This is a genomic window from Streptomyces sp., assembly GCF_036524955.1.
Lineage (GTDB): Bacteria > Actinomycetota > Actinomycetes > Streptomycetales > Streptomycetaceae > Actinacidiphila.
Genome location: NZ_DATDBG010000183.1, coordinates 1 through 24,998, shown reverse-complemented (window position 1 = coordinate 24,998; position 24,998 = coordinate 1). Strand labels below are relative to the sequence as shown.

The following is a 24,998-nucleotide window of genomic DNA, read 5'->3' as shown; positions in this document are numbered from 1 at the left end:
CCTCTGCTGGTCACGCCCTACGGCGACGTAGGCTGAACGCATGGCGCTTCATACCCGTATATCAGGACATATACGAAGCGACTCGGTGACCGTCGCAGGCGGCCCTGTGTTCGTCGACTCCACCGGCCACCGCGCGCGGATGCTCCGGCGTACCGGCTATGGGTTGGCTGGGTTGGCCGCCGCGTACATGGGCGTGCTGGGGCTGAGCCTGGTTGGAGCAACGCCTTTCGCGCCGGGGACGATCCTGCCCGTCCCCGGCGTCTCCGTCCCCCCTGCTGCACCGGAACCGGCAGTCCCCGGTTCCGCCGGGAGTGGCAGCGGCGATCTCCCGGCACCCCTGCTTCCTCCCCTCCTCCCGGGACCTTCGGGCCCAACGCCCTCGGCGCCCAGCGGCACACTCGCGTTGGGGGGCTTGGTGCCCGGCGACCCGACGACCGCAGCCGGTCCGAGTGCCCTGCCCATTCCGGAACTCACCCCTGTGTCCGGCCCGCCTGGTGCTCTCCCGCCCCCCACGCCAGGAAGCCCGCCGATCACCAGTGCACTGGTGCCCCCGGCCACAGAGGGACCACAAGCCCCCAAGACACCGATGCCACCACCGGCCCAACCCCCGGCCCCCGATGATCCTTCGCCTGCACCCGTTCCTGGCACCGGAGGCGCTCCCGCTGCCCCGCCTGCACCGGCTCCTGGCACCGGAGGCGCTCCCGCTGCCCCGCCTGCACCGGCTCCAGGCACCGGCGACCCGCCCACGGCGCCAGCACCCGACCCCCCGGCGGAAACGCCGCTGCCCACCCCGCCGGCGACCAGCCCCGCAGCACCGTCCGAGGACCCGGGCACTTCCCCGCCCTCCGGCGCACCGGCGGCCGAGGCTCCCTGATGCGGCGGAGCCGTCACCGGTCGGCCCGCCGCCCGTCAGCTTCGCTCGGTGCGCGGCAGGTCCCAGCGCCCCGGCGGTCCCGGCACCGCTTCCGCATCGTCGTTCCGCTGGTACTGCTGACACTTCTCGTCTCGGTGCTCCTGGTCGAGGGGTATACCACCAGGGGCTTCGCCGGTGATCAGCAAGGGCACGGCGGACGACCGACCACCGGCGTCCCGAGGGAGGTCGTCGACGGCGGCCCGGTCGTCGACACCACCCGTGGCCATCTGCGGACCTACCACGCGCCGGACAGGACCGTGGTCCTGACCTTCGACGACGGCCCCGATCCCACCTGGACGCCCCGCATCAGGGCCACGCTCGACCGCTTCGGCATACCCGGCACTTTCTTCGTCACCGGGCAAAAGGCGGCCCGCCACGGCGGCGTACTGCGTGACGTGGTCAGATCCGGCCACGAGATCGGTGTACACACCTTCTCCCACCCGGACCTGACCACCCAGTCCGCGAGCAGCATCGACCGTGAACTGGCGCTGACCCAGCTAGCCGTCGCAGGGGCCGGGGGCATCAACAGCTCGCTCTTGCGGATGCCCTACTCCGCGACCACCTCCGCCCTGGACGACCCGGCATGGTCCGTGGCCCGGCGCCTGGGCGACAACGGGTACATCCTGGCATTCATCGACCAGGACACCAGGGACTGGGAGCGGCCGGGCGCCCGGGCGATCGCCGAAGCGGCCATGCCGGACGTACCGGGCAAGGGTTCGGTCATCCTCCTGCACGACGCGGGAGGCGACAGGTCTCAGACGGTCGAAGCCCTCGAAACCCTGATCCCCCGCCTCCAGGCGCAGGGCTATCGCTTCATCACCCTCGCCGACGTCGTCGGCGCCGACAGCTTCACCCGCCCCGTCGACGGCACGGCCCTGTGGAAGGGCAGGGTCTTCGTGGCAGCCGTGGCCGTGTCGGGGACGGTCGTGTCGGTCGTCAGCGTGCTGCTGCTGGTGGTCGGATCGCTCGTCCTCGCACGGTGTGCGCTGCTGCTCGTTCTGGCCCGTCGCCATGCCTGTCAGCGCATGCGCCCACGCACCGCCCCGGGCCGGCCCGTCACCGAACCCGTGAGCGTCGTCATTCCCGCCTACAACGAGAGGCTGTGCATCACCAAGACGCTCCGTTCCCTGGCCGCGAGCGACCATCCCGTCGAGATCATCGTCGTGGACGACGGCTCCGACGACGGCACCGCCGACATCGCCGAATCACTCGCCATCGCGGAGGTCACCGTCATCCGCCGGCCCAACGGTGGCAAGCCGTTCGCTCTCAACACCGGTATCCTGCGGGCCTCCCACGACCTCATCGTCATGATGGACGCCGACACGGTCTTCGACTCCTCGACCGTCCGCCACCTCGTCCAGCCGTTCGCCGACCCCCGCGTCGGCGCCGTCGCCGGGAACGCCAAGGTCGGCAACCGCCAGCGTCTGCTCGGCCGGTGGCAGCACATCGAGTACGTCATGGGTTTCAACCTCGACCGCCGAATGTACGATCTGCTGCGCTGCCTGCCCACCATTCCCGGCGCCGTGGGGGCCTTCCGCGGTGCGGCCCTGCGGGAGGCCGGGATGATGAGCGGCGACACCCTCGCCGAGGACACCGACATCACCATGGCCCTGCACCGGGCCGGGTGGGAGATCGGATACGCGGACGACGCACACGGGTGGACCGAGGCGCCGGGCTCGTTGCGGGAACTGTGGCGCCAGCGCTATCGGTGGAGCTACGGCACGATGCAGGCCGCCTGGAAGCACCGTCACGCACTGCTCGAGTCCGGCCATGCGGGCCACTTCGGCCGTCTGGGCCTGCCGTTGCTGGCCGTCTTCCAGATCCTCACCCCCCTCCTTGCCCCACTGATCGACATCCTGACCCTCTACGGCCTGGTGTTCCAAAACCCGCTCGGCACGATGCTGGCCTGGACTGCCGTGCTGGCGGTGCAGGCGCTCTGTGCCCTCTACGCGTTCCATCTCGACGGCGAGAGGCTCCGGCCCCTGTGGGCGCTTCCTCTGCAGCAGGTGGTCTACCGCCAGTTGATGTATCTGGTCCTCATCCAGGCGTGCCTCACCGCGATCAACGGATACCGTCTGCCCTGGCAGCGGCTCAAGCGCACCGGAGACGTGATGCTGCCTCCTCAGCCGTCCGCCCCCGAGCCGTGAGCGGTCCTGCGGCCCGCGGAATCCGGCTTTGGTCGTGCCTGGACGCGGATCCGTCGGATCACGCCGACTACGGCCTCCGGGGCGAGCTGGCCTGGAAGCACTCACACACCGTGACGAGATCGAAGGTTCTACGCCCACCCCCGACGGCGGAAGGGAGCACGGCCGGCGCGGGTGGCGAACTCGCCCAGCACCCGGCGCCGCCTGCCGACTCGTCGTCGTTCACGCTGGGGACGAATGCATCTCGTGACTGCTCCGACGTGCACGTTGGAGCGGGTGTTTTTGCTGTTCGACGTACTGGCGGACGATCGCCAACGGTGCTCCGCCGCACGATGCCGAGAAGTAGGAGGGCGACCACAGGTGCCCGTGCATGGTGGCGGTGTCGATGTGGCCGGTGAACTCCTGGCGTATCCGGCGGGCGGAGGCCTACCCGGATGCCACCCAGCGCCGTGCGCCGGCGAGTGCGTTCGGGTGCGCCCGCGGTAGGACGGGTACCCGTGCCCGCGCAGCGCGTTGAAGCAGGAAGCCCCCGCAAGGGTCAGACGACCCAGGCCGGGATCCCTGGACTTGAGGCCAGGGAGCACGTCAATTCCTCATCAGCCGGATCGAGCTCTTGATCTTCTCGATGGTCGACTCCGGCAGTTCGTCGGCGACCCCGCGGTCGCAGTAGAGCACCCACACCACCAGCCGCTTGGTGGGGTCGCTCTGCGTCGGGTCCACCCAGGCGACGGTGTACGCGGCACCGTCCGAGGAGCACCTGCTGGTCCGGGGGATGCCGGTGGCGCCGGCCTGTGCCTGCCAGCCGGTGATCCCGTGCGCGTTGCTGAACGGCCGGCTGCGCTGGGCCTTGGAGAAGGTGCCCTTGCCGTCGTTCTCGTACGCCCAGTACGCCCACGCCTCGGCCTGCACCTCGGCGGCGTTGCGTATGCTCTTCGCCCCGTTGGCGCCCTTGGTGCCCACCGCCCCGCGGTCGGCGGTGCTGCTGCCGTTGGTGCACCAGTCGTGCTTGTAGTACGCGGGCGCGCCCATCGCGACCGCCGGATTGTGGTCCTTGTCCTCGAACCCGATGGTCGTGCCCTCGCTGTCGAGGGTCCAGTCCGGCGGCACGTCGAAGGCGACGTTGCGCTCGCCGCGCTTGACCACCTGCCAGCCCGGGACGACCGGCTTGATGTCCACGGAGTCCGGCGCGCCGCGCGGCGAGTCGTCCGATCCGCCGCCGACCGCGGGGGCGGTCGCGGTGGGGGTGGCCGGGGACGGGGTGGGGGTCGTCGCGGTCGGGGCGCCCGGCGTGGGCGCGGGGTCCTTCGCCTCGTTCTTCTTGCCGTCCCCGGTGAGGGAGACCGCGCCGATCACCACGGCGGCGATCACGGCGAGGGCCGCGGTGACGGCGATGCCGATCGTCAGGTTCCGGCGGTTGCCGGGCGGCGGGCCGTCGGGAGCGCCGGGGGCGGGCGGGCCCCACGGCTGCGGGGCGGGGTAGCCGGCGGGCGGCTGCTGCGGGTGGCCGACCGGCTGGGCGTACGGGTTCTGCGTCCCGTACGGCTGTGTCTGCGGGTACTCCGGTTGCCGGTAGCCCGACGGCTGATAACCGGGCTGCGCGTACGGGTTCGGCTGCCCGTACGGTCCTTGCGCTTGCTGAGGGGGGTTGCCCTGCGGGTACTGCTGTCCCCCGGGCTGCTGATCTCCTGGCCACATGGCTGGAAACACTAGGGGAGCGGGGTCGGCGGTTCCACGCCGGAGGTGACTACCGACTGGTAACATCACCCCATGTCCGAGACGTTGCCCTCGACGGGCGAGCTGCTGACCGCGACCGTGCCGATGGTCCGCACCCTCGATCTCCAGTACGGCGAGACCACCGCGGAACACGCCGTGGTCCACCTGCCCGACCAGCCGGCCTTCCACAACCACGTGGGCGGGCCGCACGCGGGCGCGATGTTCACCCTCGCGGAGTCCGCTTCCGGCGCGGTGGTGCTCGGCGCCTTCGGTGACCAGTTGGGCCGGGCCGTACCGCTGGCGGTGCGCGCCGAGATCGCGTTCGTCAAGCTGGCGATGGGTCAGGTGACCGCGACCGCGCGGCTCGGGCGGCCCGCCGCCGAGGTCGTGGCGGAACTCGACGCGGGGCAGCGGCCGGAGTTCCCGGTGGAGGTGTCCATCCGGCGGGCGGACGGCGCCGAGACGGGGCACATGACCATCGTCTGGACGCTCCGCCCGAACACGTGAGCCCGGGCGGGCGGCGGCGCCCACCTCCTCCCCGCCGACCGGGCCGGACTGTCCGACCGGTCGGTTAGGCTTCGGAACTGTGCGCCGCGTGCGTGCGTCAGAGTGTCGTCGCGGGAGGGGACCGGCTGTGCACATAGAGGAATGGCTTGACAGCGTCCCGCCTGTCGCCGTCTACCTGGTGGTGGGTCTGGTGGTGGGTCTGGAGAGCGTGGGCATCCCGCTGCCCGGCGAGATCGTCCTGATGACCGCCGCGCTGATGTCCAGCCAGGGGCACGCCAACCCCTGGCTGGTCGGGCTGAGTGCCGTCATCGGCGCGGTCGTCGGCGACTCGATCGGCTACTCCATCGGCCACAAGGGCGGCAGACCGCTGCTGGACCGGCTCGGGCGCAGATTCCCACGGCACTTCTCGCCCGGTCACATCGCCACCGCCGAGCGCTCGTTCCAGCGCTGGGGCGTGTGGGCGGTCTTCTTCGGCCGGTTCGTGGCACTGCTGCGGATCTTCGCCGGACCGCTGGCCGGTGTGCTGCGGATGCCGTACGGCAGGTTCCTGACCGCCAACGCCCTCGGCGGCATCCTCTGGGCCGGCGGCATCACCGCGGCCATCTACTGCGCGGGCCAGGTCGTCGAACCGTGGCTCAAGCGGTTCGGCTACGTCGGTCTCGGCGTCGCCGTGCTCTTCGGCCTCGGCTCGCTGCTGTTCGTGCGGTGGCGCGCGGCGAAGACCCAGGCGGAGATGGAACGGGCCGGGGAGCTGGAACCGGCCGCGGCGGGAACCGGGGAGAGCGCGTAGCCGGGGACGTCCGGAGCACCGGCCGTCCGCGACCGCGGAGGTGTCCTTCTTGGGGGTGCCGCCGCGCCGAAGGCATCGGGGCGGGCGAAGAGTGGTACGCGCCGCGGATCACCGGCGTTGCAGGCGGCGCCCAGGCAGTTCGCGTCGGAGGCGGAGTCCGCCGCGCCGCCCGCGCGTCGACCTCCGGGCGCCGGCCGGCGATCACGCGCCGTCAGCCCCCGTCCCCGGCCCACTCCTGGTCCCTCACGGCCGCCGTTGCCCGCCGTCCGCAGGCCGCTCCTCCGCCGGCCCACCGCACCGTATACGGTGGACCGGTGCCCAGGAACGCGAACGTGTTCTTCTCCGCGGTCGCCGGAGCCGCCGCCTGGCGGCGCCGCACGGTTTCCCGGCTGGTGCACCGCTGCTGGCGCTGGGTGCAGGACGCGGGCGCGGTCACCGCGGCGCGCCCCGGGCCCCTGCGGTTCGGCCGGATCGGTGTGGGCACCCGGCTCGCCTTCCCGCAGGGCACCGTGTTCGGCGAGCCCTGGATCCACCTCGGCGACCACTGCGTGATCGGCGAGCAGGTCACCCTCGCCGCGGGCATGATGCCCGGCCTCGACCTCGGCCCGGAGCCGGTGCTGCGGCTCGGCAACGGCGTGGTCCTCGGCCGCGGCAGCCATGTGGTGGCCTCGGCCCCCGTGGTCTTCGGCGACGACGTCTTCTGCGGCCCCTACGTCTACGTGACCAGCGACAACCACTCCTACGACGACACCGCCCAGCCGGTCGGCAAGCAGTGGCCGCGCACCGCGCCCGTCGAGATCGGCAGCGGGAGCTGGCTCGGCTCGGGCTGCGTGATCCTGCCCGGCGCCCGCCTGGGCCGCAACGTGGTCGTCGCGGCCGGCGCGGTGGTACGCGGCGAGGTCCCGGACTTCGCGGTGGTCGCCGGCGCACCGGCCCGCATCGTACGGCGCTGGGAGCCCGCCACCGGCTGGCAGCCGCCCCTGCGCACCCCGGCGCCCCGGCCCGTCCCCGACGGCGTCACCCCCCGAGAACTGCTGGCCCTGCGGGAGTCGGAGGACCCGCCGGGAACCTGAACCGCCGGCATCCGCCGCAGACCGGGCGGCCCCGCACACCCGGTGCCGTCGTCTCGCCACTGTTTGTTAGGTTCCCGGTATGCGCGCACCGATCGGTTCCTTCGAGGACGGTCCGGGCGGTCCGCGTCCACGTGGGCGGCCGGTAGGCGACCGGCCCCGACCGCACAGGCCGTCCCGTCCCGCCCCGGAACGGGAATCCCCCTCAGAGCTGCGGGATCTCGATGGCCGGGCAGCGGTCCATGACCATCTCCACGCCTGCGGCGCGCGTCCGGTCGTAGGCCTCCTCGTCGACCACGCCGAGCTGGAACCAGACGGCCTTCGCGCCCATCGTCACCGCCTCGTCCGCGACGGCGCCCGCGAGGTGGGAGTTGACGAAAACGTCCACCACGTCCACGGGGAAGGGGATGTCCGCGAGCGAGGCGTACCCCTGCTCGCCGTGCACGGCCTCCGCCTTCGGATGGACGGGCACGATCCGCTTGCCGAACCGCTGCAGCACCGCGGCCACGCCGTAAGCGGCCCGCGAGGTGTTGTTCGACAGGCCCACCACCGCCCAGGTGTCACCCGTGCCGGTCAGGATCTTCCGTACCGTCGCCGCGTCGCCGTACACGCCGTCCTCCAGCCGCTCGCCACCATCGAGCCACCCCGGTGATCCCGCGATCGTCCGGGGGAATCCTCGTCGTGCCTGGTCGAACGGGAAACCGGTCACCGTCATTCCCGCGCCCGCGCCGACCCGCCCCCGCGCCACCCCCACCGAAGCACCCCCTACGCTGGCGGAATGGTCGACCGGTATCTGACGGTGGCGCGCGCCGGGGTGTACGAGAGCGAGATCAGGCGCTCGCGCTTCCTGTGCGCGCTGGCCCCCGCGGACAGCGAGGACGCGGCGCAGGAGTTCATCCGCGGCGTCCGCAAAGAACACTCCGGCGCCACCCACAACTGCTTCGCGTACGTCATCGGCCCCGAGGGGCGGCTGCACCGCGCGAGCGACGACGGCGAGCCCGGCGGCACGGCCGGCACCCCGATGCTCCAGGTCCTGCTCGGCCGGGAGGTACGCGACACCGTCGCCGTGGTCACCCGCTACTACGGCGGCGTCCAGCTCGGCGCGGGCGGCCTGGTCCGCGCCTACGGCGGCGCCGTCGCCGCGGCCCTGGACGAGATCGGCACGATCGAGCGCCGGCGGCTCGCCCTGGTCACCGTCACCGCCGGCCACGAGCGGGCCGGACGGCTGGAGAACGACCTGCGGGCCGCCGGGCACGCCGTCCGCGAGGTGTCCTACGGCGCGGAGGTCACCTTCCGCCTCGGCGTCCCGGAGGCCGACGTCCCCGCGTTCGGATCCTGGCTGGCCGACACCACCTCCGGGACCGCGTCGTACGTGGTCCAGGGCAGCGCGTACGTGAACGTCTGACCCCGCTGACCCCGCGTACCCCCAACTTCCCCCGGGTCCGGGAGGTCTCGCCGCGGCTGCGGACGGCCGGCACCACGTTCGTCATCGAGTCGTGTCCGCGCTTGGCGGCCCGGGAAGGGTGGACGATGTTCCCGCGCGTCCCGGCGGGCAACGCGCCGGAGTTCGAGGCGTTCGCCGACGACGGGCAGGTGTTCGCGGTGTGAGGACGCCGTGGGTCCTCGCGGTGTGCGGCGGGACGTGGCGTATCGTTCCCCGCGGTGGGCCGCCGGCTCCGGCGTCTACAATCCGGATCGCGGTGCCGGCCGGCGCCGATGTCGGGGAACGGTGAGGCGCGAACGTGCGGGTGGGAGCCACCGAGTGAGATTTCTGCACACCTCGGACTGGCACCTGGGACGGTCGTTCCACCGGGTGAGCCTGCTCGACGCGCAACGCGCCTTCCTCGACCACCTGGTGGCCACCGTGCGCACCGAGCGCGTCGACGCCGTGCTGGTGGCGGGCGACGTGTACGACAGAGCGGTCCCGCCACTGGCCGCCGTCGAGCTCTACGACGACGCGCTGCACCGCCTGGCCGACCTCGGCGTGCCCGCCGTGATGATCTCCGGCAACCACGACTCGGCGCGGCGGCTGGGCGTCGGGGCCGGTCTGATGGGCCGGGCGGGCATCCATCTGCGGACCGATCCGTTCACCTGCCACCAGCCCGTGGTGCTGCCCGACGCGGACGGCGAGGTCGCCGTCTACGGGCTGCCGTATCTCGAACCGGCGCTGGCCCGCGAGGAGTTCGCCGTCGAACGGGCCGACCACACGGCGGTGCTCACCGCCGCCATGGACCGCGTCCGGGCCGACCTCGCCGCGCGCCCGGCCGGCACCCGGAGCATCGTCCTCGCGCATGCCTTCGTCACCGGCGCGGCGCCCTGCGACAGCGAACGCGACATCACCGCGGGCGGCGTCGAAGCGGTGTCCGCTGCCGTCTTCGACGGCGTCGACTACGTGGCGCTCGGCCACCTGCACGGCTGCCAGACGGTCGGCGAGCGGATCAGGTACTCCGGGTCGCCGCTGGCGTACTCCTTCTCCGAGGAGCACCACCGCAAGAGCATGTGGCTGGTCACTCTCGGCGCCGGCGGCGAGGTGGACGCCGAGCGGATCGACACCCCCGTGCCGCGACCGCTGGCCCGCCTGCGCGGCAGACTGGACGACCTGCTCGCCGACCCCAAGCTGCAACGCCACACCGAGGCCTGGGTGGAGGCCACCCTCACCGATCCCGTCCGCCCGCACGAACCGATGGCCGCGCTCGCCCGGCGCTTCCCCCACGTCCTCGCCCTCGCCTTCGACCCCGAGACCGGCCACGCCGACCCCGCCGCCTCCTACGCCCAGCGGCTGCGGGGCCGCAGCGACCAGCAGATCGCCGAGGACTTCCTCGCGCACGTCCGCGGGTCCGCCCCGGACACCGGCGAACGGCACCTGCTGCGGACCGCGTTCGACGCGGTACGCGCGGAGGCGGCACGGACCGAACGCGACGACGCGGTAGGGACGACCGGGCGCGGGACCGACGGACGGACCACCGGGAGCGGGGGGAGCGACGTACCGTCGACAGGCCGGGCCGGCGCCCCGCGGTCGGACGGCGCCTGATGCGACTGCACCACCTCCGGCTCACCGCCTTCGGGCCCTTCGCGGCCACCCAGACCGTGGACTTCGACGAACTGTCCGCCGCCGGGCTCTTCCTGCTGCACGGCCCCACCGGAGCGGGCAAGACCTCCGTCCTGGACGGCGTGTGCTTCGCGCTGTACGGACAGGTCCCCGGCGCCCGCCCGGCCACGCGGCTGCGCAGCGACCACGCCGCACCCGGCACGCCCACCGAGGTGGTGCTCGAACTCACCCTCGCCGGGCGGCGGCTGGAGATCACCCGGCGTCCCGAGCAGCTCCGGGCGAAGAAGCGGGGCAGCGGGTTCACCACCGACAAGGCGGTCACGCTGCTGCGGGAGTACGACGGCGGGCAGTGGCGGGGGCTGTCCAGGTCCCACCAGGAGGTCGGCGAGGAGATCCGGCAGCTCATCGGGATGAGCTGCGAGCAGTTCTGCCAGGTGGTGCTGCTGCCGCAGGGGCAGTTCTCGACGTTTCTGCGGGCCGGCGCGGCCGAACGCGCCACCGTGCTCGGGCGGCTCTTCGACACCCGCCGCTTCAAGGCGGTCGAACACTGGTTGCGGGACCGCAAGCTGGAGGCCGAGCGGCAGCTCGCGCGGGCCGACCAGGAACTCACCGGGCTGGCCGCGCGGATGCGGCAGGCCGCCGGCCCCGGCCCCGAGCCCGAACTCGGCGACGGCCGAGGCGACACAGCGGCACACCTCTTGGAGTGGGCCGCGGTGCTGCGCTGCGACGCCCGCGAGGAGTACGGCATCGCCCGCGCGGCGGTCGGCCGGTCCGAGGAGGCCCACCGCGCCGCGGCCTCCGCGGCTGCCGCCGCCCGCGAACTGCACGCCTTGCAGGCCCGCCACGCAGAGGCCCGCCGCCGCGCCGCCGCCCTCGACCTCGAACGCCCCGCCCGTACCGCCGCCCGCGCCCGCCTCGCCGAAGCCCGCCGCGCCACCACCGTCGAGCCCGCCCTGGCGCTCACCCGCAAGGCCGCCACCCACCACGCCGCCACCCTCGCCCTGGCCCGCGAGGCCGCCGCCGCACTCGCGACAGCCGGCGAGCACCTCCCCGCGGCCGGGCCCGCCTCCCCCCTCCTGCCGTCCGCCCGACGCGCCCCGGACAGTGCCCGCGGGGAAGGCGCCTGCCGTCGTACGGGCTCGGCCGCGGGACGGGTGGAGAGCGCCGAGGGGCGCTCTCGCCGAGGCCCCGACGACCGGTGGGGCGAACCCGCCGGAGACGGCGCGGACGGTTCCGCGGACCCGGCGGGCGACGCAACCGAGGGCTCGTTCGGCCCGTGCGGCGTCGACCCCCGCACAACCGCGGTCGAAGCCGCGCGCCGCTTCGGTGCCCCGGAAGGGGAGCGGGGCCCTGCCGCCGCAGCGAGCGGCACGCAGGACACCGTGGGTGCGGGCGGCCTGCTCGGCGATGTGGTGGCGCGGCGGGTCGGGGAGCTGCGGCAAGAGCTGGGGGGCCTGGCGGGGGCGGAGGAGGCCGAGACGCGGCTACGGGCGATCGGGGAACGGAAGGCGGAGCTGGAACGGGAGGAACGGGCGGACGAGGAGGCCGCGCGGGAGGCGCACGGGTGGCTGGAGGCGTGGCCCCGGCTGCGGGGCGGGCTTCAGGGGTGGCTGGACACCGCGTTGGAGGCGGCCGGGCGGGCAGCCGAGCTGGCGGGCGAGGTCGAGGCGGCACGCAGGCGGCGGGACGCGGCCGGTGAACGGGACGCGCTCGCCGCCGAGGCGGCGCGGGCCGAGGACGCCGCCCGGGACGCCAGGGACCGTACGGCCGAGGCACGCGAGGCGTGGCAGGACCTGAGGGAGGCGCGGATCGCCGGGATCGCCGCCGAACTGGCCGGGGAACTGGCCGAGGGCGAGCCGTGCCGGGTGTGCGGGTCGCCCGACCACCCGGCGCCCGCGCGCCCCGCGCACGCGCGGATCACCCGGGCCGACGAGGACGCCGCGTACGCCGGGTTCCAGCGGGCGTCGGGCGCGTACGAGCGGACGCGGGGCGAGGCCCTGCGCGTGCGGGCCGCCCTGGAGGCCGCCGCCGCGACCGCGGGCGACACCCCGCAGGCCGAACTGGCCGCCGCCTACGCCGTACTGGAGGCGGAACACGCGGCAGTGGCGCACGCTGCGGCCGACGTGACCGAGGCCCGCACGGCGCTGGCGCGGGCGGAGGAGGAGCGCGACCGCAGGGCGGCGCAGCGGCAGGAGGCGCTGAGCCGCACCGCCGCCCGGACCTCACGGCGCGAGGAACTGGACGAGCAGTACGAGCGGTTGAGCGCCGATTCGGACAGGGCCCGGGCCGGCCACGCCAGCGTGGCGGCGCGCCGGGAGCGGCTGGCCGCCCGTATCGACCTGCTGGAGCGCGCCGCGCGCGCCGTACGGGACCGGGCCGAGAGCGCGGAGCGGCTGGCCGAGGCGGAGGCGGGCCTCATGGAGGCCGTGGCCCGCGCCGGGTACGCCTCGCCCGCCGAGGCCGCCGCGGCGCTGCTGCCCCCCGGCGAACTGCGGGACGCCGAGCGGCGGTCCGAGGCCTGGGCCGGCCAGGAGGCCGCGCTGGAGACGGAACTGGCGGCGCCGGAACCGGCCGCCGCCGCGACTGCGCCGCCCGCCGACCCGGCCGCCGCGAACGCCACCCTGGAGGCGGCCACCCGGAGCCTGCGGGACGCCTCCGCCGCCGAGTCCGCCGCCGCCTCCCGCTGCGCCGAACTGGACCGCCTCGGCCGTCAGGCCACCGCCCGGGTGCGCGAACTCGCCCCCGCCCGGGCCGAGTCCGCCCGGATCAAGCGGCTGTCCGACCTCGCCTCGGCGAACACCGCGGAGAACCAGTACCGGATGGAGCTGGAGACGTACGTCCTGGCCGCCCGCCTGGAGCAGGTCGCCGCCGCCGCGGGCGTCCGGCTCCAGCGCATGTCGGCGGGCCGCTACACCCTCGTCCACAGCGACGCCCGCAGTGGCGGCCGGTCCAAGTCGGGGCTCGGCCTGATGGTGGTGGACGCCTGGACCGGCACCGAACGCGACACCTCCACGCTCTCCGGCGGCGAGACCTTCTTCGCCTCGCTCGCCCTGGCGCTGGGCCTCGCCGACGTGGTCACCGACGAGGCCGGCGGCATCCGGCTGGACACCCTCTTCATCGACGAGGGCTTCGGCAGCCTGGACGACCAGACCCTCGACGAGGTGCTGGACGTCCTCGACGGCCTGCGCGAACGGGACCGGGCGGTCGGCATCGTCAGCCACGTCGCCGACCTGCGCCACCGCATCCCGGCCCAACTGCGGGTCGTCAAGGGCCGGGACGGCTCCACGGTGCGGCTGCGGACCGCGGGGGACGGCCGCGGAGCCGAGACCGTGGGCGCGAGGGCGGGGTGAGCGGGGGACGGACGCCCCGGCTCCCCGGGGTGCCCTGGTTCGACGGTGGTCCGCGCTCATCCGGTGCGATCGTGGTCGATCACCGCGGAGTTCTCGGTGGCGACTTCCGCCTCTCCCAGGCGCCGCCGCCGGACGCGGTCGGTGACGGGGCCGGGCGGCATCGAGACGGTTGCCGGCGGCGACCCCCTGCGCGGTGGTCGGTTTCCGCGGCACCCGGTCGCGGGACCGGCACCCCCCTACCCGGCGCGGTCCTCCGCCTGCCGACCGGGCCGATCCCGCAGTTCGCCGGGGGACGGGGTACGGGATACCCGAGGCCTTCGCCGCCGGTCCGCCGGCGGCGCCGCGCGGTGCGAGGACGGCGCGCTCACCGCGCCCGGCGGCGCGGACGACCGCGGCTGCCGACGACGGCAGGGGAGCGGCCAGGGCCGGGACACGCCCCGCTGTTCACGCGGGCAGCGCCGTCAGCTCGTACGCCCACAGCTCCCCGCGGTCGGCCACCCGTACGAAACCGACGCGTTCCAGTACGGCCTGCGACGCCCGGTTGCCCGGTTCCGTGGTGGCCAGGACCACCATGACGTCCGGCTGGCCCAGAGACCACTGGCACAGGGCCCGGGCCGCGTCGGTCGCCCAGCCCTGGCCGCGCCCCGACGCCGACAGGTCGTAACCGATCTCCACCGCTCCCCGGTTCGGCGGCCCGTGGAAACCGGCACCGCCGAGCGCCGTCCCGTCCTCGGTCCGTGTGATCGCGAACAGCCCCCAGCCGGGCCGGTACACCCCGGCCTGCGCAGCCGACACCGTCATCGAGGCCGCCCCGACCGTCCCGTCGCCGGGCACCCCGTCGATCCACACCAGCGCGGCGGGCTTGCCCTCGGCCAGCAGCGCGGCCTCTTCGGGAAGCTGCTCCCGCAGGGTCAAACGCCCCTGCGACAGCACCAGCCGTCCACGGTCGTGCGAAGCGTGCAAGGTCATCGAGCCGTACCGCCTTGTCGGAAGGGAACGCCCCGCCGGGGCCGGAGGACAGCAGCGTAACGGCCGACTCCGGCACGGAACCCCGCCGGGGCGGCGGGCGGTGGCCCGGACCCCGGGACACCTCCCGGAGCCCGGCCCCAGGGCTACAGGGCGGAGATCTCCGCGACCAGGTCGTCCAAGCCGAGGGAGCCCAGCGAGAGGGCTGCCATGTGCCAGGACTTCGGGTCGAAGGCGTCGCCGTGGGCGGCCCGCGCGGCGGCGCGGCCGGTGAGCCAGGCGCGCTCGCCGAGCTTGTAACCGATGGCCTGCCCGGGCATGCCGAGGTAGCGGATGAGTTCGCTGTCCAGGAAGTCGGCGGGCCGTCCGCTGTGCATGCCGAAGAACTCGCGGGCCAGGTCCGGGGTCCAGCGCTCGCCCGGGTGGAAGGGGGAGTCCGCGGGGATCTCCAGTTCCAGATGCATACCGATGTCCACGATCACGCGGATCGCCCGCATGATCTGGGCGTCGAGGTAGCCGAGGCGCCGCTCGGGGTCGGTCAGGAAGCCCAGTTCGTCCATCAACCGCTCCGCGTACAGGGCCCAGCCCTCGGCGTTGGCGCTGACCATGCCGACGGTCGCCTGGTAGCGGGAGAGGTTCTCGGCGACGTGCGCCCACTGGGCGAGTTGCAGATGATGGCCGGGAACACCCTCGTGGTACCAGGTGGAGACCAGGTCGAAGACCGGGAAGCGGGTCTTGCCCATGGTGGGCAGCCAGGTCCGGCCGGGCCGGGAGAAGTCCTCGGAGGGACCGGTGTAGTAGGGAGCCGCGGCGCCGCCGGGCGGCGCGATCCGGGACTCCACCCGCTTGACCCGCTCGGCGAGTTCGAAGTGCGTACCGTCCAGCGCCGCGATCGCCTCGTCCATCAGGCCCTGGAGCCAGTCGCGTACCTCGTCCACGCCCTCGATGGCCCGGCCGTGCTCGTCCAGGTACCGCAGCACCTCCCACGGGCCGGCGTCGGGCAGGACCTTCCCGGCCTCGGCGATCATCTCCTCCCGCAGCCGGTGGAACTCCGACCAGCCGTACGCGTACGCCTCGTCGAGGTCGAGGTCGGTGCCGTTCCACAGCCGGGTCCAGCGGGCGTAGCGCTCACGGCCCACGGTGTCGGGCGCGCCGGCGACGGCGGGCGCGTACACGTCCCGCAGCCAGTCGCGCAGCGCCGCGTACGCGGCGGTGGCCCCGGCCGCCGCCCGGTCCAGCTCGGCGCGCTGCTGCGCCGGCCCGTCCGCGGTCAGCGCGGCGAACCAGCTCCCGTCCCCGCCGTCCCCGACCCACTCGGTGAACTGCCCGATGACCGTTTCCACCTGCCGCGGCCCGGCCGGCAGCTTGCGCGCCAGACCTTCCGCCAGCGACGCGCGGTAGCCGTCCAGCGCGGCGGGCACCGCCCGCAGCCGGGCCGCGAGGTCCGCGTAGTGCTCGGGCGTCTCGGTCGGCATCAGCGTGAACGCCGAGCGGACGCTGTGCGCGGGCGAGTTGAGGTTGCTCACCGCGCGCAGGTGCTCGTCGGCCCCGTGCACGGCCAACTCCGCGGTGAGGCGTTCCCGCAGCAGCCGCGCGCAGCGCCGCTCGGCGTCGCTCTCCGCTCCCGGCCGGGCCTCGGCCTCGGTCAGCCGGTCCAGCGTGGTTCGGGCCAGCGCCGCCAGGGCGTCGGCGCCGGCCGGTGAGTAGTCCGGCAGGCGGCGGTAGCTTGCGGGCACGCCGAGGTACGTACCGAGGATCGGGTCGAGTTCGAGGAGATCGTCGACGTAGCTGTCGGCGACCTGGCGGGGCAGCGAACCGCTGGTGGTGGTGGACATGCGGCCCATCCTGGTACGCCGACCGGCCCCGCGTCACCACCATGGGGTCCCGGATACCTTACGCGTCGGCGCCCGCGCGCACGGTCACGGCTGGGCGCCCCACACCGGGTCCGCGGACCTCGCGCCCGCCGACGGACCGGACGCGCCCTGCTCGTCGGGCACTCCCTGCACGCCCTCCACCCCCTGTGCCGCCTTCGCCGTCGGCAGCGACGCCGTGATCACCAGCGTGCCGTCCTCCACCTGGTAGTCCAGCGGCAGCCCCAGCTCCCGCATGGTCGCCACCATCCCGGTGTTGGTCGACTGCGTGACCGCGTACACGCTGTCGCGGCCCGCCTCCGTCGCCAGATCGACGAGCCTGCGCAGCAGTGCCGTGCCGATGCCGCGCCGCTGCCACTCGTCCTCGACGAGCAGCGCGACCTCGTTCTCGTCGCCGTCCCACAACAGGTGGCCGAGGGCCACCAGCCGTCCGGAGGCGGTCTCGACCGCGAGGGACTGGCCGAAGCGCGGGCTGAGCAGGTGCGTCAGGTAGCTCTCGGCGTCCGCGACCGGGCCGTGGTAGCGCAGCGCCAGCGTCGTGGGGGAGCAGCGTTCCTGCATCGCCAGCGCGGCGGCCCGGTCCTCGGGGCTCGCCCGGCGCATGGTGATCTCGTTGCCCTCCGGGAGGGTCAGTACGTGGCGGCTGCCGGGCATCCGCACGCCGAGCTGTGCGTCCAGTTCCACCAGGGCGCGGGCCCGCGCGAACTCGGTCGGGGTGAACGGCAGGTAGTCGCGCTCCACGGTGATCGTGCCGCCCGACGGGTCGCGCAGCCGCATCACGGTGGGCCTCAGCGCGTCGTCCGCCACCGGCTCGTCGTCCTCGATTCCGGCCGGCGTGGACCGGATCGTGCACCGGCCGAACAACTGGCGCAGTGCGAGGGGCAGTTCGGCCGCGTCCAGTGCGGTCCGGGTGGCCATGGTGAGCATCCGGGTCGGGGTGTCCACCAGGTCGTGGGCGTCGGCCCGCTCGATCCAGGTGTCGGTGCCGCCCGCCTCCGCGACGGTCAGCACCAGGGCCCCCGCGGGCAGCGCGGCGGGCGCGCGCAGCAGGAACTCGTCCACCGTGCCGTCGGCCAGCGGGTGCGTCTGGAGGGTGATGATGTCCACCCGGCTGCCGGCCAGCGCCGTGCACACCGCGCCCAGCGTGCCAGGGGTGTCCCGGACGGTCGTCCGCATCCGCCACAGCGTCGGCGCGTCGTCGTCCGGCCGCCCGGCCGGTTCGGTCGCCGGTACGGGCGGCTCGGCGCGGTACGCGCGGTGAGTCCGATACGCGTGGCATCCGGCCGTCGCGAGAAGCCCCAGGGACGACGTGATCAGCAGCACCGTGCCGTCGGGGCCGTGGTGCACGAGGCCGGCCACGAGACCGGCGGCGACCAGCGCCGTGAACAGGGCGGCCACTTCGAGGAGTTCACGGCCCCGGTGTCGGCGCCGGGCGCTGGCACGAGCAGTAGTCAGGTGAGGCATACACCCGACCATGCCGAACGCTTGTTGCGTGATCACGAACGTCCCATGACCAGACGGTAAAGGGTGGATCCTCTCGGTTGACTTACCCTTTTCACCCCTTTGTCACTTCCGGCGGCCGGTGTGCGCCGGAACCGGCATCGGTGCCCCCATGGCCGTGAAGATCCGTCCCGGTGACCAAGAACCAGCGTCCACCCGCAGCGGCGCCCGGCGCCCGGGGTTCGCCATGGTCAACCAGGGTCCCCGACCCCTACGATGGCCCGACCTCGCCCGCCGCGGACCCGAGCCGCCCAACCCGCGCCGAATCTCGCCCCCCACCGGCGCTGCGACGATGACTGCCGAACAGACACCGCACACCTTCCAGGTCGATCTTCGCGGCCTGGTGGACCTCCTGTCCCACCACCTCTACTCCAGTCCGAAGGTCTATTTGCGGGAGCTGCTGCAGAACGGCATCGACGCGATCACCGCCCGCACGGCGATCGATCCCGGGGCGCCGGCGCACGTCCTGCTGCACACCGAAGCGGGCGGGCTGCGGATGGAGGACACCGGGATCGGCCTCACCGAGGCCGATGTGCACAGCCTGCTCGCCACCATCGGCCGGAGCTCCAAGCGCGACGGCCTGGAGCACGCCCGCGCCGGATTCCTCGGCCAGTTCGGCATCGGCCTGCTCGCCTGCTTCGTCGTCGCCGACACCATCCGGGTCGTCAGCCGCTCCGCGCGCCTGCCGCAGTCGCCGCCGGTCGAATGGACCGCGCGGGACGACGGCTCGTACACCGTGCGCACCCTGCCCGCCGCGGCCCGCGTTGAACCCGGCACCACCGTCCACCTCACCGCCCGGCCCGGCGCGCACGACTGGTTCTCCCCGCAGCGGGTGGCCACGCTCGCCCGGGACTTCGGCTCCCTGCTGCCGTACGATGTCCGGGTCGACGGCGAACCGGTCACCGACCGCCCACCGGTGTGGGAGCGCTCGTACCCCGGCGCCGCCGCCCGCCGGGTCGAGCTGGCCCGCTCCTGCAAGGAGCAGTTCGGCTTCCTGCCGCTGGACGTCATCGACCTCGACCTGCCCGTCGCGGGCGTGCGCGGCGTGGCGTACGTCCTGCCGACCGCGGTCAGCCCCGCCCAGCGCGCCGGACACCGCATCCACCTCAAGGGCATGCTGCTCACCGAACGTGCCGACGACCTCCTCCCGGACTGGGCCTTCTTCATCCGCTGCGTCATCGACACCGACACCCTGCGGCCCACCGCCTCACGCGAGCACCTCTACGCCGACGAGACCCTGGCCGCGGTCCGCGACGCGCTGGGCGACCGCATCCGGGAGTGGCTCACGACGCTGGCGGCCGGCGAACCCGACCGCCTCACCCACTTCCTGTCGGTGCACCACCTCGGTGTGAAGACCCTCGCCCGGCACGACCCCGACCTGCTGCGGGTCATGCTGCCCTGGCTGCCGTTCGAGACGACCGACGGGCAGCTCTCCCTGGAGGAGTTCGCCCGCCGCCACGCCACCGTCCACTTCACCCGGACCGTCGAGGAGTTCCGCCAGGTCGCCGCCATCGCCGCCGCGCAGGGCATGGGCGTGGTCAACGGCGGATACACCCACGACGCCGAACTCGTCGGCATGCTGCCGCGGGTACGCCCCGGAACGGCGGTCGCCGAACTCGACGCCGACACCGTCACCGCGCACCTCGACACCGTGGATCCCGACCTGGAACTCGCGCTCTCCGGCTTCCTCGGCACCGCCCGCGCCACCCTCGACCCGCTCGGCTGTGACGTCGTCGTGCGTACGTTCCACCCGGTGTCCGTACCCGCCCTGCACCTGGACGACCGGTCCGCCCGGCACGAACGGGCCCGCGAGGACGAGGCCGAGCGGGCCGACGACCTGTGGGCCGGCATCCTCGGCTCGCTGCGCGGCAGCGGACCGCGCGCCCGGCTGGTGCTCAACCAGCTCAACCCGCTGGTCCGCCGCATCGGCACGCTGGCGTCCCCCGAACTCGTGGGCACCGCTGTCGAGGCCCTCTACGGCCAGGCCCTGCTGATGGCCCAGCGCCCGCTGCGGCCGGCCGACTCCGCGCTGCTCAACCGCGCCTTCCTCGACCTGCTCCAGTGGGCCACGCGGCACCCCGACGACCAGGAGGAGGGCCGATGAGCACCAGGGCCCGCAGCATCGACGACATCCGTCGGGCCATCGAGGAGAACAGCGCCGAACCCGAGGGCGCGGCCCGCAACGCCCGCGCCGAACACCTCGCCGAGGAGGCCGAACGCAGCGGTGACCGGCCGCTGCTGATCGAGGCGCTGTTCAACCTGCTCACGGTGTACAACTACAGTTCCGAGTCGGACAAGAAGTTCGTGCCCTTTGCGAAGGCGCTGCGGATGTGGGAAGAGAACCCGGCCGACTTCGACGAGTTCGCCGTCCACAGCCTCCACTGGTACTTCAAGTGGGTCTCCAGCGGCATGCTCGACCAGCCGCACATACCGCTCGCCTCCATCGAGAAGTGGCAGGCCGAGATGGAGCACCGCTACCGGCTCGCCGGGCACTCGGAACGGGCGGTACGGCAGGGCGAGTTCCGGATCGCCCGGCACATCGGCGACCTGGACCGCGCCGAACGCGCCTACGCCGCCTGGCAGTCCGCCGACCGCGACGAGATGAGCGACTGCCACGCCTGCGAACTGCACCTGCAGGGTGTCTGGCAGGTGCACCGCGGCCAGGACGAGGCCGCCATTGAGAGCTGGCAGCCAATGCTCGGCGGCGAACTGACCTGCGCCCACGAGCCGCACGCCGTCCTCGCCTCGTCCCTGCTGCCGCTGCTGCGGCTCGGCCGCGACGACGAGGCACGCGCCAACCATCTGCGCGGCTACCGCATGGTGCGTGCGATGGAGAGCATGCGTGCGGCCGTCGCCCAGCACGTCGAGTTCTGCGCGCTCACCGGCAACGAGGCCCGCGGCCTGGAGATCCTCGCCCAGCACCCGGAGTACTTCACCGCCACCGGCGACCCCGACAGCCTGATGGACCACCTCGCCGTCACGGCCCTGCTCACCGCGCGCCTGACCGCGCTCGGCCACGGCGAGCAGCCGGTGCCGGGACCGGCCGGCCGCGAGTGGACCGCCGCCGATCTGCACGACCACGCCCGGTCGCGGGCCCTGGACCTGGCCCGCCGCTTCGACGAACGCAACGGCACCAGCGCGGTGTCCACGGCGGTACGCGACCGCGTCACCCGGCAGCCGCTGGCCGACCGGCTGCCGCTCGGGATACGGCCTGCCCGCCCGGCCCCCGCACTCGCGCGCCCCCCGGCCCGTACCGACACCGCACGGGCCCTCTTACCGGACCTCAACGGTGACGACCTGCCCGCGCTCGTGGCCGAGGCGCGGCGCCTCAGCGAAGGCGGCCACCCGCGCGCCCACGAGGCGTGGACGGCCGTCGAACGCGCCGCGGAACGCGGCGGCGCGGTTCTGGACGCCACCGCCCGCGCCGAGATCACCGACCACGCGGCGATGACCGCGATCGGCGACCCGGGCCGGTCCGCGGAGCTCTTCCGGCGCGCCGCCGGGCAGTTCGAGGAGGCGGGCGACCCGGGCGAGGCCGCCGCCTGCCGGGCCCGCGCCGCGTACGCCCGGGCGCTGACCGGCCCGGTCCGCGAGGCCCTGCGCGCCGTCGACGAGCAGTCGGCGCTGCTGCGCGCCCTGCACGACCAGGGAGAGGCCACCGCCCGGCAGCTCACCGGCGCCCTGCTGCTGCGCTGCCGCATCCTGCTGCAGTCGGTCACGGACCCGGACTGCCGGGAGGCCGCGCTCACCGCCGCCGAGGAACTGGCCGCGGACGTCGCCGCGTTCAGCGAGAAGCACCGGGCGGAACCCGGCATGCTCGGCCGCCTCGCCGACGCCACCGTCATGCTCGGTCGGCTGGCCGCCGGCCGCGGCGCCGAAGAGGAGGCGATCGACCTGCTCACCCGGGCCGCCGCCCTGCACCACGAGGCCGGGCAGCCCTGGTACGCCGCCGAGCCGGAGAGCGCGCTGGCCGACCTCTGTCTGCGCCACGACGAGCCGGCCGGCGCCGTACAGCACGCCGTGGCCGCGCTCGCCCACGGCGCCGACGTCGTCGAACCCCCGCACCGCGCCGCCCTGTACCTGATCGCCGCCCAGGCCGCGGCCGCGCTCGGCCGGGACGCGGACGCCGCGGTGCACGCCCTCGACGCCGCGCAGTGGGCCGACGAGGCGGGCGACAGCGAGGGCACCGGAGCCACCGCCCGGCTGCTCTTCGGCGGAGCGCTGCGGCGGCTGGGCCGCGTGGCGGAGGCCGCGTCCGTGCTGGAATCCGTACTGCCCGATCTCGAACGCGCCCACGACGAGGGCGAAGCGGTGCAGGCCCGCTGGTGGCTGGCCGAGTGCCAGCTCGAACTCGGCGAACCCCGCGAGGCCGCCGAGCAGTACCTGCTGGCCGCCCGCACCGCCGAGACCTGGGACGACCCTTACGACCACGCCATGCTCGCCAACCTCGCCGCGGACGCGCTCAACCGGGCGGGCCTGGCCGACGAGGCGGTACGGGCCTACGCCCGCGCCGAATCCCTCTGGCGGACGCTCGGCGACCCCCACGCCGTGGTCCGCACGCTGCGCGCCCGCGCCTGGATCGAACTGCGCGGGGGCCGGGCCGGCCCGGCCCCCGCCCGGACCCTCATGGCCACCGCCCTGAAGGCCGCCCAGCAGGCCCTCGCGGTGGCCGCCGACCCCACCAGCGCCACTCACCTGCGGATCGACCTGGCCGACACATACCGCCAGACCGCCGAAATCGTCCTGCGCGCCGCTGCCGGCTCCGACGCCTCCTCCGCCTCGGCCGCCGCGGAGGAGGCCCTCACGCTCACCGACCTGGCCATCGCCGCTCTCGCCCCGCTCGGCCCCGACGCCCGCGACGACCGCACCGCGGCCACCCTCCTCGCCGCGTGGCTCGAAGCGGATCTCTCCCGCCCCGCCTCCGCCCGCACCCGGGCCCTCGCCGTCACAGCCGAATACGCCGGCGCCACCGGCCCCCTCGCGCAGTCCCGCCTCGCCGAGGCGGCGGCCGTCCTCGAACAGGTGGGGGAGCCGGAGGCGGAATAGCCGCCGCCCGAGCCGTGCCCGAACGACAGGAAAGACGTGTCGCGCGAGTGCGCCGGAGCGGAAACGCCACGCAAGCGGAATACGGTGGCGGGATTGTCCCATGGCCGTGGAAGACGTGCTCGGCAGCGAGGGATCCGCGCTACGACGCCACGCATGAGAAACGTGCAATTCACCGTCCGCCATGGGTCCACGTGCGTCAGGTCGCAGTAAACATCCTGGTCAGAGCGCTTGTCCACAAGGGCATCCGGAGGTGCGGACCCGAGCACCGGTCGGCCGGAAACGCATGAGATCGCCTACACCATGTGGTGGCAATGTAGTCGGGTTGTGATGTATTTGTAATGCCCGCATGGGTGAATGTCCGTCATGTGCCACATGGGGCAGGCATTCAGCGAGCGTCGCGCTCACTCGACATCGGAGTGTCCACCGTGACCGTCAGACCGAGGGGCAAGTGATGGCCGAACCCGTCCCCTATAACTTGTACATCCGGTTCCAGGAGCTCTCCTCCGGCTGGGACGCAATTCCTGGATGGGTCGGTGGTACCGCGGTCGTCGCCGGATATCAGAGCGCCGAACTGTGTCTGCGTCTCATCGACGACGCGCTGCGCGACCAGCGCCCCGCCGCGTTCGCCGAGCGGCGTATCGACGGGTTCACGGACCTTCTCAGCGGAAACCTGATGGTCCTCGGGGAATTCCTGGCCACACAGGACTCGCCGCCGGCACACGCGTACAGCCGTTCCGCGGCCGGCGCGCCGCCCTCCGGTCACTCCGGCTACGAGGTGCTGTTCCGGCTCGGCCCCGACCGGGTACGCGGCGTGGCCTGGAGCTTTTTCGAGGCGCACCGCGGTGTCGCGTTCCGGACCGGAGTGGAGGAGACCGTGGCGGCGGCGTGCCGGCGGCTCGACATCCCCGTACCGCCGCGGTCCGTCGACAAGCCCCGGCTCGACTACGCCGCGGTCGTCGGCCCGGCGGCGGTGTGGGGTCTGCGCAGCGATGATCCCCAGGGCCCGGAGGACCACATCTTCTGCACCGCGCACCAGATCACCGAGTGCTGGCTGCATATCGCCAACCACTGCCTGGAGTCCGGAACCGCCGCGGCCGGCGAGGGCGATTGGGGCCAAGGTGCCCGGATGCTCCGGATGGCGGTGCGCGCGGTGTCCCGGGCGAGCGCGGCCGGGCAGATACTGGAATTGATGGATCTGAGCGATTACCACCCGCTGCGCGTCCGGCTGCGCGACGGCAGCGGCGCCCAGTCGCAGGCGGTACGCGAACTCCTCATGCGGATCCACGAATCGGCCGCGCCGCTGCTCAAGGCCCTCGAAGACCAGGGAGTCACCCTGCTGCGGCTGCTCTCGCGCACCGGCGGGACCCTCCCCATGCACGAGTACCTGCGTGCCCTGAAAGCCGTCTCGAAGTCCTTCCAGGCGTTCCTTTTCCACCACTACCTGCTCGTGCTGGACGTACTCGGCTCCCATATGACGGGTTCACTCGGGTACGAGGTCACGCAGATGATCGACCGGGCCTCCCAGCCGCCCGTCCCGCAGCTCAACCAGGCGCACTACGACTTCGCCAAGTACACCAACCTGCGGTATGCGCCGCTGGCCGGGAGCCTGGTGCTCGCCAACGAGCGGGCGGCCGGCTGGAATCCCCCGCCCGCCGCGGGCGAGGAGGACGGTCCGTGCCCCCCTGAGACGATGGCGCGACGCGTACGGGACTACTTCCGGTGCCTCGAGGAGCGCGACGCGGACGGCTGGGCGGGACTGTTCGAGCCGGAGACGGGAAGGCTGTACGACATGCCCGGGACCCGGCCGTTCATCGGCGGGGCGAGGCTCGGGATATTCGTACGGTCCATGTTCACCACCTTCGCCGAAATGCGCGCGAGCATCCGCTCGACGACGTTCGACGGAAACCGCGCGACGGTCGAATGGACCATATGTTCCGTCGCCTACCAGGGCGGCGAAGTCGAGTTCTCGGGTCGGGAGGAGTTCGTCTTCTCCACCACCGGCCGTATCGCTCAGGCAGTGGTCCACTGGGATCCGGAAGCCGTCGCCCACCGGCTCTGGCCGGAACTGACGGCATAGAG

At 73.7% G+C, this 24,998-nt stretch carries 16 protein-coding genes and 1 pseudogene; 11 read left to right on the top strand and 6 right to left on the bottom strand.

Annotation, left to right across the window (positions count from 1 at the left end; genetic code table 11):
* Positions 1-873: 873 nt before the first annotated feature.
* Positions 874-3,060, top strand: a complete 2,187-nt coding sequence (locus VIW71_RS15210; protein ID WP_414720752.1) for a bifunctional polysaccharide deacetylase/glycosyltransferase family 2 protein — start codon at positions 874-876, stop codon at positions 3,058-3,060.
* 219 nt (positions 3,061-3,279) lie between these two features.
* On the opposite strand, the pseudogene VIW71_RS15205 reads toward VIW71_RS15210, so the two are convergent.
* Together VIW71_RS15205 and VIW71_RS15200 are read right to left on the bottom strand one after the other, a co-directional pair.
* Positions 3,280-3,480 (bottom strand): annotated as a pseudogene (locus VIW71_RS15205) (IS200/IS605 family transposase); the annotation flags it as partial.
* A gap of 162 nt (positions 3,481-3,642) precedes the next feature.
* Positions 3,643-4,752: a hypothetical protein gene (locus VIW71_RS15200; RefSeq protein ID WP_331622799.1), complete on the bottom strand. Its 1,110-nt coding sequence runs from the start codon at positions 4,750-4,752 to the stop codon at positions 3,643-3,645.
* Between the two features lie 72 nt (positions 4,753-4,824).
* Between VIW71_RS15200 and VIW71_RS15195 the strand changes: the two genes are divergently transcribed.
* The 3 genes from VIW71_RS15195 (at position 4,825) to VIW71_RS15185 (ending at position 7,140) form a co-directional block, all read left to right on the top strand.
* Complete coding sequence (locus VIW71_RS15195) at positions 4,825-5,277, top strand: DUF4442 domain-containing protein (RefSeq protein ID WP_331622798.1); 453 nt, start codon at positions 4,825-4,827, stop codon at positions 5,275-5,277.
* Positions 5,278-5,404: 127 nt separating this feature from the next.
* Complete coding sequence (locus VIW71_RS15190; protein ID WP_331622797.1) at positions 5,405-6,067, top strand: DedA family protein; 663 nt, start codon at positions 5,405-5,407, stop codon at positions 6,065-6,067.
* Positions 6,068-6,381: 314 nt separating this feature from the next.
* Positions 6,382-7,140, top strand: a complete 759-nt coding sequence (locus VIW71_RS15185) for an acyltransferase (RefSeq protein WP_331622796.1) — start codon at positions 6,382-6,384, stop codon at positions 7,138-7,140.
* A 202-nt stretch (positions 7,141-7,342) separates the two neighbouring features.
* Here the strand turns inward: VIW71_RS15185 and VIW71_RS15180 are convergent, their stop codons facing one another.
* Entirely contained in the window at positions 7,343-7,747 is a 405-nt protein-coding gene (locus VIW71_RS15180; RefSeq protein ID WP_331622801.1) for a CoA-binding protein, read from the bottom strand.
* Between the two features lie 168 nt (positions 7,748-7,915).
* On the opposite strand from VIW71_RS15180, the gene VIW71_RS15175 reads away from it, so the two are divergent.
* The 4 genes from VIW71_RS15175 to VIW71_RS15160 all read left to right on the top strand — a co-directional run bounded on the left by VIW71_RS15175 (position 7,916) and on the right by VIW71_RS15160 (position 13,536).
* Entirely contained in the window at positions 7,916-8,542 is a 627-nt protein-coding gene (locus VIW71_RS15175) for a YigZ family protein (protein ID WP_331622795.1), read from the top strand.
* Between the two features lie 101 nt (positions 8,543-8,643).
* Positions 8,644-8,745, top strand: a complete 102-nt coding sequence (locus tag VIW71_RS15170; RefSeq protein ID WP_331622794.1) for a dioxygenase — start codon at positions 8,644-8,646, stop codon at positions 8,743-8,745.
* Between the two features lie 154 nt (positions 8,746-8,899).
* Positions 8,900-10,168, top strand: a complete 1,269-nt coding sequence (locus VIW71_RS15165) for an exonuclease SbcCD subunit D (RefSeq protein ID WP_331622793.1) — start codon at positions 8,900-8,902, stop codon at positions 10,166-10,168.
* A complete protein-coding gene (locus VIW71_RS15160; RefSeq protein ID WP_331622792.1) occupies positions 10,168-13,536 on the top strand; it encodes an AAA family ATPase in 3,369 nt (1,122 codons plus the stop codon). Before VIW71_RS15165 ends, VIW71_RS15160 begins: the two co-directional genes overlap by 1 nt.
* Before the next feature lie 444 nt (positions 13,537-13,980).
* Here VIW71_RS15160 and VIW71_RS15155 read toward each other — a convergent pair whose 3' ends face one another.
* From VIW71_RS15155 to VIW71_RS15145, 3 genes are all read right to left on the bottom strand, one after another.
* A complete protein-coding gene (locus VIW71_RS15155) occupies positions 13,981-14,505 on the bottom strand; it encodes a GNAT family N-acetyltransferase (protein ID WP_331622791.1) in 525 nt (174 codons plus the stop codon).
* A 143-nt stretch (positions 14,506-14,648) separates the two neighbouring features.
* Positions 14,649-16,337, bottom strand: coding sequence for a DUF885 domain-containing protein (locus VIW71_RS15150; protein WP_331622790.1), 1,689 nt, complete (start codon positions 16,335-16,337; stop codon positions 14,649-14,651).
* Positions 16,338-16,421: 84 nt separating this feature from the next.
* Complete coding sequence (locus VIW71_RS15145) at positions 16,422-17,837, bottom strand: GNAT family N-acetyltransferase (RefSeq protein WP_331622789.1); 1,416 nt, start codon at positions 17,835-17,837, stop codon at positions 16,422-16,424.
* A gap of 328 nt (positions 17,838-18,165) precedes the next feature.
* Here VIW71_RS15145 and VIW71_RS15140 point away from each other — a divergent pair, with 328 nt between their 5' ends.
* From VIW71_RS15140 to VIW71_RS15130, 3 genes are all read left to right on the top strand, one after another.
* The gene (locus VIW71_RS15140; RefSeq protein WP_331622788.1) at positions 18,166-19,977 is read left to right on the top strand and encodes an HSP90 family protein; all 1,812 of its coding nucleotides are present in this window, start codon (positions 18,166-18,168) and stop codon (positions 19,975-19,977) included.
* Positions 19,974-22,919, top strand: coding sequence for a tetratricopeptide repeat protein (locus tag VIW71_RS15135; protein ID WP_331622787.1), 2,946 nt, complete (start codon positions 19,974-19,976; stop codon positions 22,917-22,919). The genes VIW71_RS15140 and VIW71_RS15135 overlap by 4 nt, the downstream gene beginning before the upstream one ends.
* A gap of 451 nt (positions 22,920-23,370) precedes the next feature.
* Positions 23,371-24,996, top strand: a complete 1,626-nt coding sequence (locus tag VIW71_RS15130; RefSeq protein ID WP_331622786.1) for a nuclear transport factor 2 family protein — start codon at positions 23,371-23,373, stop codon at positions 24,994-24,996.
* Positions 24,997-24,998 lie beyond the last annotated feature (2 nt).